Here is a 14,146-nt window from a genome sequence, read left to right as displayed (position 1 = left end):
CCGATTCGAAAGAGTCGGGCTTTTTTACGTCTGCAGGAAAGTGAAAATATTAGCTATCAGCAGCACAGCGTTAACCTGACCATCGTAGCGTGGTTGAGTATCACGAAACCCACGGATAAAAGAACACGACAGAGGATGAGTCGGGCTTTTTTACGTTTGGAATAAAGTAAAAGAAGGTATTAGGTTAAAGGAAGAGAATTGATCAGAGCCGACCCTAAGGCATTCTACTGCGTCATCGCAACGAAGTAGCACACCGACTCCAAATATAAGTCAGCGTACAGCCCTTAGTTTTGAAGTATTACCATCAGCACTCTCTCTTTACTGATCTTAGTTATTCTCATTGCATCTTTAAACTAGTCCCTAAATTATCATCTTGTTGCAATTTCATTGTTGGTTTAATAACTGTCCTGTGTAAAACTATCTAGGATAATTTAGTAAATCAGGTGACATGAATGTCGAATATAAAAGCTTGGAAACTTCTCAGCCTGTTTTGTTTGTTTACAGCACTGATTGGTTGTCAATCTAAAGAAGAACAGCTACAACAAACAATTCAAGAGTCCATTAAAAAGGCCGATGTCGAGCTTACTCAGCTTGGTAAAGCACTTGATAATGGTAGTATACGTAATGCGATTATTCTTAAAGAATACAGTCGTATCCTTAAACAACAGCAGCCTGAACTCAGTAAGGTTGTTGATGTAGTTAGCCTTGATGCCACACGCCAAGGAGCCCTTTATAGTGGCTTAACCCAACGTCTTGATGATATTAAGGGTAATTACTTAATTCCTCCTTACGAAGACACTTTATACAATATTGATTTATTGCGTGAGGCGGCCAAGCCAACTTTATTTTCTGATGCCTTAACCGATCCTATTAATATGCTTGCGGATATGTCGAATGGCTCTTTGGCACGAGTTGGTGCTATAAGCCAAAAAGCTGAAGGCCAAGGGGTTGGTAACCAAATGGTAGGTAATCCTAACTATGGTAATTGGCAAACGAATAGTAGCGGTATTAGTTTTTGGCAATGGTACGGCATGTACCGTATTTTGGGTGATGTATTTGACCGAGTTGAATACGGAAGTTGGAGTAAACGCCGCAAGTATAGTTACTACAATGACTATGGTCGTACTCGTTACTCAAGCCCTAAACAAATAAAAACCCAAAGTGCATTAGAAACACGTACACGACAATCTTACCAACGCCAAGGCAAGCAGTTTACTAGTCCTTATGCGAGTAAAAAAACAGGTGCATCAGGTTTGAGTCGCAGCAGTTATACGCCGCCTAAAAGTCGCAGCAGTTACTCAAGAGCGAGTAGCTATAGCAATAATTCAGGATCGGTTCGTAATAGCAGTAGCAGAACCTCGCGCGGCGTAAGTCGTGGTAAGTAAAGAATAACGTTGGAGTTAGAATAATATGTATGAATTTAATGGAATAACTATGTGGTCTTTGCAAGCACTGTCAGTAGACTTTGCAATTATCATCTTACTGTTTGTGAGCCTAAAGTATATTAAAGGTTGGGTGTCTAATTTACATGCTAATGATGAAATTACCGAGCGAGATAACTTTGCATTCGGAATAAGCTTTGCCGCTGGCTTAGTTGCCCTTGCGATTGTATTAACGGGTGTAAGTAGTGGTGCTTTTGCTGCTACGTTACAAAAAGAAGCTCTGTTAATGCTTGGCTATGGTGCATTAGCAATTTTGCTTATAAAGCTGGGTCACTTTTTTCAAGATAAAGTGGCATTGCGTAAAGTAAGCTTACATAACGAAATAGTCAAAGGTAACGTTACTGCGTCAATTATTGATTTTGGCCATGTAGTTAGTGTTGCAGTGGTTATTCGCTCTGCACTATTGTGGGTTGCTACCGAAGGCTGGCATGGCATTCCTATTGTGATTGCCGCTTTTGTGATTGGTAGTGTGGTACTGCTTTTAGTAAGCCAATACCGAGTGCAATTATTTAAACGCACCAATAAAAGCGGTGATTGCCTACAACAAGCCATTGTTGATGGTAATTTAGCAGTAGGTGTTCGCTATGCCGGCTTTTTAATTGGTAGTGCATTAGCCATTACTGCTGCAACAGGTATTGCTCCCTATGCTGCCGATAATATTAACGCGAGTTTACTTTACTGGGCGCTAAGTGCCGTTGTTAGTTTGGTTGCTTTCATTTTACTGCACTTACTGACGATTAAAATCATTCTTGCTGGGTGTAATATTTCAGATGAAGTGAATCGTCAAAAGAATGTGGGTGTTGCCGCTATTTCTGCAGCAGTGTCATTTGCTGTCGGGATCACTATGGCCACACTACTGGGTGCATAATCACGTGTCATCAACTCAAGCTTCCCCAAGTAAATTTAATTTACTTGGGCATGATATTTTACTGATCACTGTTATGGCCGTACTCGCAGGATGCGGCCTTATTTATGAATACTTACTTTCTCATTACGCTGGCCGAGTACTAGGCTCAGTTGAGAGTGCAATTTACGCCATGATAGGCACTATGATTGTAGCTATGGGGATGGGTGCATTTTTAGCGCGTTGGTTTAAAGATGCTTTTACCGCATTTGCCTGGCTAGAAAGCATTATTGCGCTCATAGGTATGGGCTGTATATTAGCCATTGCCAGTATCATTGCTGTTAGTTATTCACTCCCTCATTTATTCTCAAGTATTTTTAATATTCCACCTGACGTTATTCTTAATGGTTACGTGTTTCAAAAGCTGCAAGAGTGGTCTCGCTTTTTACCTTATGTATTTGGCTTAATATTAGGGCTATTTATTGGTATGGAAATACCGCTTATTGCTCGTATTCGCCAGCATGTTTATGGACGTTTTTTAGAAAATAACGCCGGCACTATATATGGAGCTGACTATATTGGCGCTGGTATTGGCGCGGCAATTTGGGTGAGTATTATGCTCGCGATGCCAATAATGCAAGCCGCCGCTTGGACAGCGCTATTTAACATTATTGCCGGCCTTGCCTTTTTATGGCGTTACCATAGCTATGTACGTTTTGCTAAGTTGCTATTGGTTTGCCATATATTACTGCTGGTGTTATTCGCTTTTATTTTACAGTTTGGTAGTAGCTGGATGGATAACCTAAGTAACGTACTATACAAAGATAAAGTTATTTATTCCCAAGCAACGAAGTACCAGCATGTGGTGTTAACCGAACGCTTAAGTAAAAATCAGCCACAGCCTATCACCGACCTATACTTAAATGGTCGGTTGCAGTTCTCTAGTGTAGATGAGCAAATATATCACTCAATGCTGGTTTATCCTGCCATGCTGGCATCTAATCGTCATGACCGTGTTTTGATTATTGGCGGCGGCGACGGGTTAGCCATGCGAGATGTATTAAAGTGGCCGGTTGAGGAAGTGACCTTAATTGATTTAGATGGACAGCTACTCAATTTATTTGGTCATAAAGATAACAAATACACACCGCCTGATGATATTAAACAGCGATTAGTGGCACTCAATAATGAATCGATGCATGACCCCCGAGCAAATATTATTGTGGGTGATGCATTTTTAGAAGTTGAAAGGCTACTGGATCAGTCAAAGCAGTTCGATACTATCCTAATTGACCTGCCAGACCCTAATCATCCCGATCTGAATAAGATGTATAGCGACTATTTTTATAACCATGTGCGTCAATTATTGGCACCTGATGGCGCTATGGCGGTACAGTCAACCTCGCCTTATCATGCGAAAAAGGCATTTTTAAGTATTGCTAAAACGGTGAAAGCCGCAGGTTTTGATTATGTAGAGCAATATCAGCAAAACATTCCTTCGTTTGGTCAGTGGGGGTGGACTATTGCTACTAAAATGGGGCAATCACCAAGTGCACGTATTAGCAATATAACGGATATGCCAGTGCCATCTCGGTGGATTAGTAAAAAATATTTATTAGCCAGTTTTGCATTTCCTAATAACTATTTTGAACAAGTTAACGATATTGAAGTCAATAGGTTAGGTTCTGGTCGTTTATATGATTATTACCGCGCTGCTTGGCAAATAGAAAGTGAATTGTATAAAAATTAATAAAACATGGTTGACATAATATGTCGACCATGCGAATCTTAACTCAGACATAATATGTCAAACGACAAAAAGGCAGAGACATGGAATTAAATGAACTTTCAATAAAATTAGCGTCTTTTGAAACTGAGGGTGCTAACTTTGAGTCTTTCTTGATTGCCAATCCAGGTGAGCAAGATGTTTTACAAGTCATTGTTGATGGAAACGATGAGCTTCCAATTTTTGTTACCCAAACACAAGAGCAATTATTATGTATTAGCTACTTGTTTGGTGAAGACGAAGTAAAAAGCGAGTTACGCGACGAGTTAAACGAAACACTACTGCGTTTAAACGTGCCAATTCCGCTAAGTGCATTTGCCAAAATCGATAATAAATATGCGATTTTTGGTGCACTTTCGGTAAATTCATCATTAGATGACGTTACCCACGAACTAGTGACGTTAGCGGATAACGCAATTGATGCACTAGAAGCCGTGACCTTGTATTTAAACGATTAGGATACCCGCATAGGTAAGTGCTGATTGCTAATAGTATATGGCTCTCGCTTTACCTAATAGGATATAAACAAGTTTTTGGAGTTAAGATTATGAGTATTTTAAAAAAATTATTTACAGCGGTACGTGGTGGCGCGCGTGAAGCGGGCGAAGCAATTGTTGATGCGAATGGTATTCGTATTTTTGAACAAGAAATTGCCGATGCACAAAATGCACTGAATCGTGCTAAAAAAAGCCTGACAGAAGTAATGGCTAAAGAGATGCAAACTAAGCGTAAAATTAGTGCAGTAGATGCATCAATTGCTGAGCACGAAGCGTATGCAGGTCAAGCCCTTGAAAAAGGGAATGAAGCATTAGCATTAGAAATTGCAGAAAAAATTGGTGACTTTGAAGCTGAGAAAGCCGAACACGAGCAAGTATTAGCGGGCTTTACTAATCACATAGTGACCTTGAAGCAGCAAGTTAAAGATGCTGAAAAATCAATTAAAGAAAACCAGCGTCAGCTTACTATGGTTAAAACCACAGAAAGCGTTCAACAAGCGACAATGGCTGTAAATAGCACGCTTAATACTAATAGCTCGTCGATGACATCAGCTCGTCAGTCGCTTGAGCGTATTAAGCAACGCCAACAAGACCGTACTGATCAATTAGGTGCTGCAAAGTCTCTAGAAGCAGATGTTAATGGCGATGATTTAAAAGCTAAAATGGCTGAAGCAGGTATTGGTGATACCAATCCAAAAAGTGCTGATATTCTAGCGCGCATTAAAGCGAAGCAAAATAGCTAACATTTAGAACCATATTAAAAAGGTAACCGAGTTTTGCTCCGTTACCTTTTTTGCTTACAGAGGCACCTTATATGTTTAATTTTTTCAAATCTAAAAAAAAGCCAGAACGTCAGCTTAATCACGCGAGTGACCTTAAAAAAGGTGACATGTTTACAGTGATTGACTCGTTTGCTTATCCTGCATGGCTCAAAGGCCAAACACTTCGCGTTATTGATGTGCAAACGTATCAGTACCAACATAGTAGTGATACTGAATTCGTACTTGAAACTAACACAGGCCAAGTGGTGTTTTTACAAATAGAACAAAACGATGGTGAGCAGTGGGCTAATTTCTCAATAAAGATTCAGCGTGATGATGTTGATGAAGTATTTGGTTTGGATGAGTTTTCACGTATTTTTGATGAAGAATCGTTAACGCATATTACAGTTAAAAATACGCCTGAGCGCTTTATGCAGTTTTTGGCTGGAAGTTATCAACAAAGCGAATCACCTTATGTATGTTATTTTCATAATAAAGATTTTCGTGGCCAAGCGCTACCTCGCTATGAGCAAGACGGTGGTGAACCCTGTGAAATGATTTGTTTAGCGTCACCCGATGAAGGGCATAGCGTTAATATCGAAATTTGGGAGGGAGGTGAAACAGAAGTATCACTAACATTAACTCGCCCAATTAGCGATATTGTTGACTTGTTTCCTGGAGATGCCCAGTGAGTGATGCTAAAGACAAGTGGTTGCGCCAAGAGCAAGCTGTGCGCGCCACGCAAATGGCCTTTGATTTGAGTAGTGAGGTACAAAAGTCGATAAAAAAACAAGCTATCGACCAAGAACTTACTCCCTCAGATATGATCCGCAAAATTTTAGGCCTTGATGTAAAGTCTAAAAAAACACGGCAGCGTTTATCGTTTAATTTAAATGATGATGAAATAGCGCAATTGGCTAGTCGGTTTGAAGTTGCAGTAGATGATAAAAGAGCGGTAAAGCAACAGGTAGCAGATCTACTCATTGAGCATACAAAAAAGACTAAGTAACCCTTTTGCCTTCTTTATATAAAATACTTACACTGAGGTTATTATTTCTAAAGAAGTGCAGCTGTGAATATTATATTGATTGCCTACTTACTTATGTTTGCGTTATTTGGCACAGCGGCAAGCTACTTTGTGCGTTTTATATATGCTTATTGGGTACAAAAGAACATGCCTTTGGAATACATTTTTAAGGCTGGTGTATGTATTTTCATGGTAGTGGTTATTTCGGTGTTAATACCACTATTAAATTAACACCGAAACGAACTGCTACTGGTAATTAACGGTTTTACATTGGTTATCAATACATAAAGAGTGAACTTCTAGCACTGGTGAACAGTCATCGAACTCAAGCGCAGTGTTATTTTTTTGTTCTTGCTGAGTGATTTTTTGTGCTAATTGCTCGGCATGCTTTTGAGAATTATTTAATGTTGAATACACAACATACTTACTCGGCCCCCCACAGACACGCGAGCCAACACCTAACACCTTACATTGATAACTGGCTGTACAGCTTTTATTACTTGTAAGCTCATTAAGCTGAGTATTTAAAACAGATTCACTCGCGTTTTGAGCTGTGCTTGGTGTTAGTGCGCTACTGCAACCGCTAAGCAGCATAGTCATGACAACACTGGCAGCTGATAGTTTAATTACGGATGACAAACAACTCATAATCTAATCCTTAAAATACACTTACCGCAGAGCCTTCAAGTTTAACACATTTATTTTCAACGCACTGGGTACTAGGCGCAGTTAAATGTTGGCAAATACTCATCATGCCTTTTTGCGCATTATAAGTACTTTCCAATTGAGTAATTGTATCGCTTAGGGCTGAAACCTGTTTTTGGGGGGCGCTTTGTGTCGAGTACACAATATAATCGCTCGGTCCACCACAGGCACGGCTACCAACAGCATTCACTTTACACTGTGAACTCGTTGAACATTGCTTATCTGCTATGAGGCTGTTTAGCTTATCTTTTGCTGTTTTAATATCATCAAGCGACACTTCTTTTGCTGCATCAGCTGGTAATGGCTGTGCTATTTTATTTTGCTTATTCGCTTGTGGTAATTTTTGTTGCGGTATCGGCGTAGACGTATTTTCTACCGCATTGGTTTTAGTTTGCTCAGTTTTATTTGAGGTTGTTTCTAAGCACGCCGTTAAGCAAAGCGGTAGCAGTAGAGCGAGTAATGGAGTACGCATAATCGTTCCTGATAGTGATGAATTATTCATCACTATCATACACTGTGCATTCATTACAGCAATAAAAACTCTACTATCAACATATTAAAGAGGTGATAAGGAGAGTTTTTAAGTTAACCCGCCTTGCGTTAATTTAGCTGGATTGAGTAATGCCTCTAATTCTGATCGAGATAGGTCGGTTTCTTGCTCAGCGATATCAATAATTGGCTGTGCTTGCTGATAAGCTTGCTTAGCAATTTTTGCTGCTTTTTCGTAGCCAATAACAGGGTTTAGCGCAGTCACTAAAATCGGGTTTTTAGTTAATGCTTTATCAATCTGAGTTTGATTAACTTTAAAGCTAGCAATGGCTTTATCTGTCAACGCTTGCGCGCTATTAGCTAGTATCTCGGTACTTTGCAAAATATTGTAAGCGATTACTGGCAGCATTACGTTAAGCTCAAAGTTGCCAGCTTGGCCTGCAACCGTAATAGTTGCGTCGTTACCAATGACTTGGGCGCTAACCATTGCAGCGGCTTCTGGGATCACCGGATTCACTTTACCAGGCATAATTGATGAGCCAGGCTGTAATGCTTCAAGTTCAATTTCTGAAAGTCCCGCAAGTGGGCCTGAGTTCATCCAACGTAAATCGTTGGCTATTTTCATTTGTGCAACTGCATAGACTTTTAGCTGTCCTGATAAAGCGACAATCGCATCTTGCGATCCAATATTATAAAAAAAGTTATCGCTAGGGGTAAATTGAATCCCTACCTTTTCAGTTAGCTGTGTGGCAAATAGAGCGGCAAATTGTGGGTCGGCATTAATACCTGTACCTACTGCTGTGCCACCTTGCGCTAGCTCACAGACACGTATTAGTGCATGTTCAATACTGCTAGCTGCATGCTTTACCTGCGATTGCCATGCGCTGAGTGTTTGCTCAAAAGTTATTGGCATTGCATCCATTAAATGAGTGCGCCCAGTTTTAACTATGTGACCGATGTCTGCTTTTTTTTGCTCTAAGGCGTCTGCTAAATTTGCTAGTGCTGGCAGTAATTTTTTATCAACGCTGATCGCACTACTCAAAGCAATCGCAGTGGGAATAACGTCATTAGAGCTTTGCCCCATATTCACATCGTCATTTGGGTGAATATCTTGGTTAGCATGTTTTGAGGCTAAGCTCGCAATGACCTCATTAGCATTCATATTTGAGCTAGTACCTGAGCCAGTTTGAAAAATATCAACGGGGAAATGCTCATAATGCTTACCATCAATAATTTCTTGGCAGGCATGGTCGATTGCATTTGCTTTCGTTTTATCTAAATGACCTAGTTTGAAATTGGCTATTGCAGCGGCTTGTTTGATATACGCTAAGGCAATAATAAATTGCTGCGGCATTGTGAGGCTGCTGATCGTAAAGTTATTAATGGCGCGTTGGGTTTGTGCTTTATAAAGTGCGTCAGCGGGCACGTTGAGTGTGCCCATGCTATCTGATTCTGTTCTAAAGTTACTCATTAGTACTCCTATAAAAGAGAATATATGACATTTAACTACGCTATATAAAAAGATATGGTGCTGTTATTACTATTTACAACGGTATAGCTAAAAAGTAGAGGGCGTCAAGGCAAGTTAACAAGTGGGATTAAAACTAAAAAGTCGACTTAAACTGATTTTAAGTCGACTTAAATAATGTATTTATATAAACAGCCGGTTACAAGGCTAAACAGAATTTTAATTGTAGCCAAGAATAAATATTTGGTCTGTTTCATGTTTGTTTTGTGCCTTTTGAGTATTTTTTACATGAGAAAGTAAGTCGATAACCGTTGCTCTACAATCTGTTTCATAACTCGTTTTATCTAGGCTTTTGTCTGTAACTGCCATTGCAGCATCTACTGCGGTATAAGGTGAAATATACATAATGTTATCCTTTTGTAGTTTAGTACTCATTAAGTGAGTAATTTAATAAAAGCATATAGCGTACCAGCTCGGTAAAGATAATTTAACGTATTGAAATTGATGTTATTTTATTATTTTGGTCAATTTACTCACGACAGAATAGCTGAAATTTGTTTTACTATTGTGCATTCATTTGCAATTTAGGTGCATCAGTATGACCAAACCGTTTTCACAAGCCTGCGAAAATAATAAAAATCATATACTTAAGGCTTTGCAGCCTGCATTGCAAAATGCAGCATCAGTACTTGAGATAGGCTCGGGGACGGGTCAGCATAGTGTTTTCTTTGCCAAAAAATTGCCACATTTACAATGGTATACCAGTGATCGAGAGGTTAATCATCAAGGAATAAAGTTATGGCATGATGAGGTGCAACTGGCAAACTTGCATCCGCCTTTATTACTTGATCTAAACTATTCTTGGCCAGTAAATAAAGTGGATGCGGTATATACTGCTAATACTTTTCACATAGTGAGCTGGGAGTTAATTACGCGTTTTTTTGCTGGAGTAAATCAGCACTTAAACCAGCAAGGGGTGGTGTGTGTATATGGCCCTTTCAAATATAAAGGGGAGTTTACCAGCCCCAGTAATGATGAATTTAATAGTTTATTGCAAAGTCGCGATCCGCTTAGTGGTATTCGTGATTTCGAAGCGGTTGAGCAGCTTGCAGTGCAATATGGGCTTAAGTTACTCAGCGATACTGCGATGCCTGCAAATAATCAGTTACTCATTTTTAAACGGCAATAAAGTGCTACATTGTTGTTTGTAAATTTCGATATGTTGGCATTCGCGTTCTAAGTAATCTGCAATGGCATTATTAAAATCGGGGTGAACAATGTGATGGGCAGAGTAAGTGATTACCGGTTGAAAACCACGAGCGATTTTATGCTCTCCTTGTGCCCCAGCATTAAAGCACTGAATGTTATGCTTAATAGCATAATCAATCCCTTGGTAATAACACAGCTCAAAGTGAAGCGAATCTATCTCTTCACTAGCACCCCAATAGCGGCCGTAAAGGGTATTATCATCAATTAAGCTTAAGGTGGCGGCAATTACTTGCTGGTCTCTTTTAGCTAGCATAATGAGCAATTTGTCAGCCATTAAAGCGTGTAACAAGCTAAAAAAATCACTGTTTAAGTAGCCTAAATGACCCGATCGTTTTAAATAAGTGCGTTGATAAAACTCACAAAAAAGCTGCATTGTAGCGGTAGTGATTTTCTCGCCTTTGAGCCATTCAATACTGATATTTTGCTCTGTGATTTTAGCGCGCTCTTTTTTAACGGCTTTACGCTTTCGGGCATTAAAGGTTTTTAAAAAATCGTCAAAATCTTTAAAGTTATTATTAAACCATTGAAACTGCACGCCGATTCTTCGCATAGCACCGGTATCATAAAGATGGATGGCTTGTGCTTTGTCGCAAAAGTTTACATGCCAGCCTGACCATGCCTGTTCTACGCAGTGGCTTTTAAGTTGCTCTGTTATGTACTTATACACTAGCTTTGGATTGCTATGCATAATACGTATTCTTTGTCCCTCAATCGGGCTAAAGGGAATACCACATAGCCATTTAGGGTAATAATCTAAGCCATTTTTTTCATAAGCTTCGGCCCATGCCCAGTCAAATACATATTCACCGTAGGAGTGCGCTTTTAAGTAGCCAGGGGCAAGCGCAATGAGTTTATCGCCTTCATAAACGGCTAAGTGATGAGGCTGCCAACCTGTTTTAGCACTTACACATTGGCTTTGCTCAAGTGCGTATAAAAAAGCATGTTGGGTGAATGGGTCATTACCAAAAAATTGATGCCACTGTGTAGCATCAATTTGATTAATACTATTAAACCAACTGTGAGAAAAGTGGCTCATAATGCTTTGCCTACTACTGTTGTCTGTGTGTTACTTGTTAATTTTGATAATAATTCGACAGCCATATTCGGTTTTCTATTTTGGATAAAACCTTATGGTTCATCCTGCTCGATATATTGAGATAAGCATTGTGTGAGCTTATCGAGTTCGAGAGGTTTTGCAAGATGTTCGTTAAAACCAATTGCTAAGGCATTGGCTTTATCTTTAGGCATTACATCAGCGGTTAAGGCGATCACAGGTAATTGTTCAGCACTTTTAGTTTTCCGTATCAATGCGGTGGCCTGGTAACCGTCCATAACTGGCATTTGGCAATCCATTAACACTAAATCGAAGTCATTTATTTTAACTTGTTCTACTGCCAACTCTCCATTTTCAACCAATGTTGGGGTGATCCCCAAAGAGCTAAGCATTGCTTTTATCACTAATTGATTGACGCTGTTATCTTCTGCAACCAGTATTTTTAGTTTGCTTAAATCAACATGCTGTTGCGAGTGCTTCGCCGTTACTTGTTGTACAGCACAGGTATTTAACTCGACAGACAGAGTAAAAGTGGAGCCTTTACCTGGCTCACTTTGTACTTTGATATCTCCAGACATTAATAAGCTAAGTTCTTTTGCGATTGCCAAACCAAGCCCTGTACCTCCAAATTTACGTGATGTTGAGCTATCAGCTTGGGTGAATGCATCAAATAATTTACTTTGCTCTGAAGCGGCAATACCGATACCCGAGTCCCTAATAGCCAAGGTAATTTGATGACGTTTATCGGCGATCTCCTTGCTGTATGCGCTAATACTTACTTCACCTTCGTAAGTAAACTTAATAGCGTTACTACACAGGTTTAATAAAATTTGCTCAATTCGCATAACATCACCTTCAAACCAAATGTCGGTTGGTAATTGGTTATCAACTTTCCAGTTAATACCTTTTTGTTCAGCGCTTTGCTCGAACATGCTACTGATCCGAGCAAGAAGAGCATTCAAATCAAAAGGAGCAACTTCTAAGGTTAGTTTTTGTGATTCAATTTTAGAGATATCGAGTACATCATTGATTAAACTTAATAATGAGTTAGATGCTAAATTAATTTTATTTAAATAATCAGAAAGAGTTTCAGGACTATCTTCATTTTTAGCTAAGGTTGAAAAGCCGATCACAGCGTTAAGCGGGGTGCGAATTTCATGGCTCATATTTGCTAAAAACCGGCTTTTAGCTTGATTTGCCAAATCAGAATGCTGTTTAGCCTTAACGAGAGAGCGAGTACGCTCTGCTACCAAACGTGAAAGTGCAAGGTGTTGGTGATTAAACAACAGTAATATCAATAAAATGAGTGAGCTGACAATGACCTGTAAAATAAGCAAAAAGAGTGTCATGTTATTAGTTTGATGCGGTAAGAATTCATCTTTAATCGCTAAATCTACTAGCCATGTTTGTCCTGCAAAATTAATTTCGATAGTTGTAAGCTTATTGCTTTTGGTTGGAATATTTTCGGCATTTGAATAAAACGGGATGGTAGCATTAGCTTCATAAATAGCGATATTAAACATTTTATTTTGTGCTTGGGTAAGCGACTGAGCAAGTATGTTTTTTACTAAAAATACACCTGTTGCGTAGCCTTTAATTGATGCAATCTCATTATTTTGTTGATACACAGGAGAAAATAATAAATACGCGGGTTCAGGTCGCTGTGTTTGAACTAATTGAATTATTTTAGTACCGACAGGGCGATTTTTGATACGTGGATCGAGTAAAGTCTCACGACGATCTTTACGAGAGTTGAGATTAAAACCTATGGCGGATTGGTTTTCTGACAAAGGAGCAATATAAGTGATAATCACCAATGGATCGTTGTTTGATAATGGGGCGCCTTTAATGCTCGGAGCAAAGTTGTGTGTATTATAAATTTCATCAAGCTGTTTGTTAAAGTCACTGACCTGAGCCTGGTTAATTTTGCGGTTCCATGAAAATGCTTTAATAAATGAATGCTCAGCCAATAGTTGAGCACTGTAAATATCAAACTCTTGCTTGCTTAAAGTCGGTGTTGATTGTATTTGGCTTGCAAGGCTTTGTACGGTTATTTGACTGAGGTTTAAATTGCTCAGTAAACTGTTTTCAATGATAGATGTTTCGCGTTTGGCAATTTGTATCGCATTTGAATAACTCTCTTGATTATATAGCTTTGTGGTAAAAGCTACAGAGATGAATAATACCGAGCAAACTGCGATGGTAGGTAGTGGGGTGAAGTAATGTCGTTTAAATTTAGGTTGTAATAACGCCAATATAAAAGGAGTTGCGATCAGCACACCAAGAGAATCACCAAGCCACCAAAAAGTAACATTTCTCCAATGATTATCAATACTGTAAGCAGGGTTAAACTGACTTAAAGCATAGACGCCAATATTGGCCGATATTAGGCTAACGACAATACCAACGATAAAAATAAAATAAATTATTGATTGGCGCTTCTTTAAAAACAGCGGATGACCTAGCCAGTATTTTAAAAAAGCTGCGCCAATCATCCCTTGTAGTACAGCACCAAAGCCGATTAGTAACACCTGCTCTAATGTATTGCCAATTAAAACTTGATCAGTAATAACGTTATCACCGGTACTTAAATTAAAGGCGACAGAGGCAATAAATAATGCCGGAATAAAACGCCACCATCAGATAAAACAGCCAACTAGGGCAATACCTGCAGGGAGCCAGATAGGGATTACTTGTGATTGGAAGGCAAAATTAGTTAATAACTTACCAGTTGCAAAATAAGCCACCGCAAACAATATGTAAAAAGCAGAAGAACTGGATGTTGAACGAAAAATCTTCACATG

14 protein-coding genes and 1 pseudogene are annotated in these 14,146 nt (G+C 39.2%); 9 read left to right on the top strand and 6 right to left on the bottom strand.

Annotation, left to right across the window (positions count from 1 at the left end; translation table 11 throughout):
• Window positions 1-452: 452 nt before the first annotated feature.
• From CWB78_RS13275 to CWB78_RS13240, 8 genes are all read left to right on the top strand, one after another.
• Window positions 453-1,385 (top strand): hypothetical protein, encoded by a 933-nt coding sequence (locus CWB78_RS13275; protein WP_008113289.1) that lies wholly within the window; start codon window positions 453-455, stop codon window positions 1,383-1,385.
• Between the two features lie 25 nt (window positions 1,386-1,410).
• The gene (locus CWB78_RS13270) at window positions 1,411-2,310 is read left to right on the top strand and encodes a DUF350 domain-containing protein (RefSeq protein ID WP_041709155.1); all 900 of its coding nucleotides are present in this window, start codon (window positions 1,411-1,413) and stop codon (window positions 2,308-2,310) included.
• Between the two features lie 4 nt (window positions 2,311-2,314).
• A complete protein-coding gene (locus tag CWB78_RS13265; RefSeq protein ID WP_138596014.1) occupies window positions 2,315-4,036 on the top strand; it encodes a polyamine aminopropyltransferase in 1,722 nt (573 codons plus the stop codon).
• 80 nt (window positions 4,037-4,116) lie between these two features.
• On the top strand, window positions 4,117-4,530 hold the full coding sequence (locus CWB78_RS13260; protein WP_008113284.1) for a YjfI family protein: 414 nt from the start codon (window positions 4,117-4,119) through the stop codon (window positions 4,528-4,530).
• Window positions 4,531-4,619: 89 nt separating this feature from the next.
• The gene (locus CWB78_RS13255; RefSeq protein ID WP_055013441.1) at window positions 4,620-5,312 is read left to right on the top strand and encodes a PspA/IM30 family protein; all 693 of its coding nucleotides are present in this window, start codon (window positions 4,620-4,622) and stop codon (window positions 5,310-5,312) included.
• Between the two features lie 71 nt (window positions 5,313-5,383).
• Window positions 5,384-6,022: a DUF4178 domain-containing protein gene (locus CWB78_RS13250; protein ID WP_010392538.1), complete on the top strand. Its 639-nt coding sequence runs from the start codon at window positions 5,384-5,386 to the stop codon at window positions 6,020-6,022.
• Window positions 6,019-6,339 (top strand): hypothetical protein, encoded by a 321-nt coding sequence (locus tag CWB78_RS13245; protein ID WP_010392540.1) that lies wholly within the window; start codon window positions 6,019-6,021, stop codon window positions 6,337-6,339. Before CWB78_RS13250 ends, CWB78_RS13245 begins: the two co-directional genes overlap by 4 nt.
• A gap of 63 nt (window positions 6,340-6,402) precedes the next feature.
• Window positions 6,403-6,588: a hypothetical protein gene (locus CWB78_RS13240; protein ID WP_021033113.1), complete on the top strand. Its 186-nt coding sequence runs from the start codon at window positions 6,403-6,405 to the stop codon at window positions 6,586-6,588.
• 15 nt (window positions 6,589-6,603) lie between these two features.
• Here CWB78_RS13240 and CWB78_RS13235 read toward each other — a convergent pair whose 3' ends face one another.
• From CWB78_RS13235 to CWB78_RS13220, 4 genes are all read right to left on the bottom strand, one after another.
• Window positions 6,604-7,005 carry a hypothetical protein gene (locus CWB78_RS13235; RefSeq protein ID WP_010392543.1) on the bottom strand — a complete coding sequence of 134 codons (402 nt, stop codon included), beginning with the start codon at window positions 7,003-7,005 and terminating at the stop codon, window positions 6,604-6,606.
• A 10-nt stretch (window positions 7,006-7,015) separates the two neighbouring features.
• The gene (locus CWB78_RS13230; RefSeq protein WP_010392545.1) at window positions 7,016-7,534 is read right to left on the bottom strand and encodes a hypothetical protein; all 519 of its coding nucleotides are present in this window, start codon (window positions 7,532-7,534) and stop codon (window positions 7,016-7,018) included.
• A gap of 108 nt (window positions 7,535-7,642) precedes the next feature.
• Window positions 7,643-9,022: a class II fumarate hydratase gene (locus CWB78_RS13225; RefSeq protein ID WP_138596012.1), complete on the bottom strand. Its 1,380-nt coding sequence runs from the start codon at window positions 9,020-9,022 to the stop codon at window positions 7,643-7,645.
• A gap of 216 nt (window positions 9,023-9,238) precedes the next feature.
• Window positions 9,239-9,424 (bottom strand): hypothetical protein, encoded by a 186-nt coding sequence (locus CWB78_RS13220; RefSeq protein WP_008113269.1) that lies wholly within the window; start codon window positions 9,422-9,424, stop codon window positions 9,239-9,241.
• 193 nt (window positions 9,425-9,617) lie between these two features.
• Between CWB78_RS13220 and CWB78_RS13215 the strand changes: the two genes are divergently transcribed.
• Window positions 9,618-10,208 (top strand): DUF938 domain-containing protein, encoded by a 591-nt coding sequence (locus tag CWB78_RS13215; RefSeq protein WP_010392551.1) that lies wholly within the window; start codon window positions 9,618-9,620, stop codon window positions 10,206-10,208.
• Here CWB78_RS13215 and CWB78_RS13210 read toward each other — a convergent pair.
• Complete coding sequence (locus CWB78_RS13210; RefSeq protein WP_138596010.1) at window positions 10,185-11,324, bottom strand: GNAT family N-acetyltransferase; 1,140 nt, start codon at window positions 11,322-11,324, stop codon at window positions 10,185-10,187. The genes CWB78_RS13215 and CWB78_RS13210 overlap by 24 nt on opposite strands.
• A 92-nt stretch (window positions 11,325-11,416) precedes the next feature.
• Window positions 11,417-14,143 (bottom strand): annotated as a pseudogene (locus CWB78_RS13205) (ATP-binding protein).
• Between the last annotated feature and the right edge of the window lie 3 nt (window positions 14,144-14,146).

This window comes from Pseudoalteromonas sp. S1612, assembly GCF_005887175.1.
Lineage (GTDB): Bacteria > Pseudomonadota > Gammaproteobacteria > Enterobacterales > Alteromonadaceae > Pseudoalteromonas > Pseudoalteromonas undina.
The sequence above is the reverse complement of the archived record's forward strand: the minus strand, read 5'-3'. Positions and strand labels throughout refer to the sequence as shown.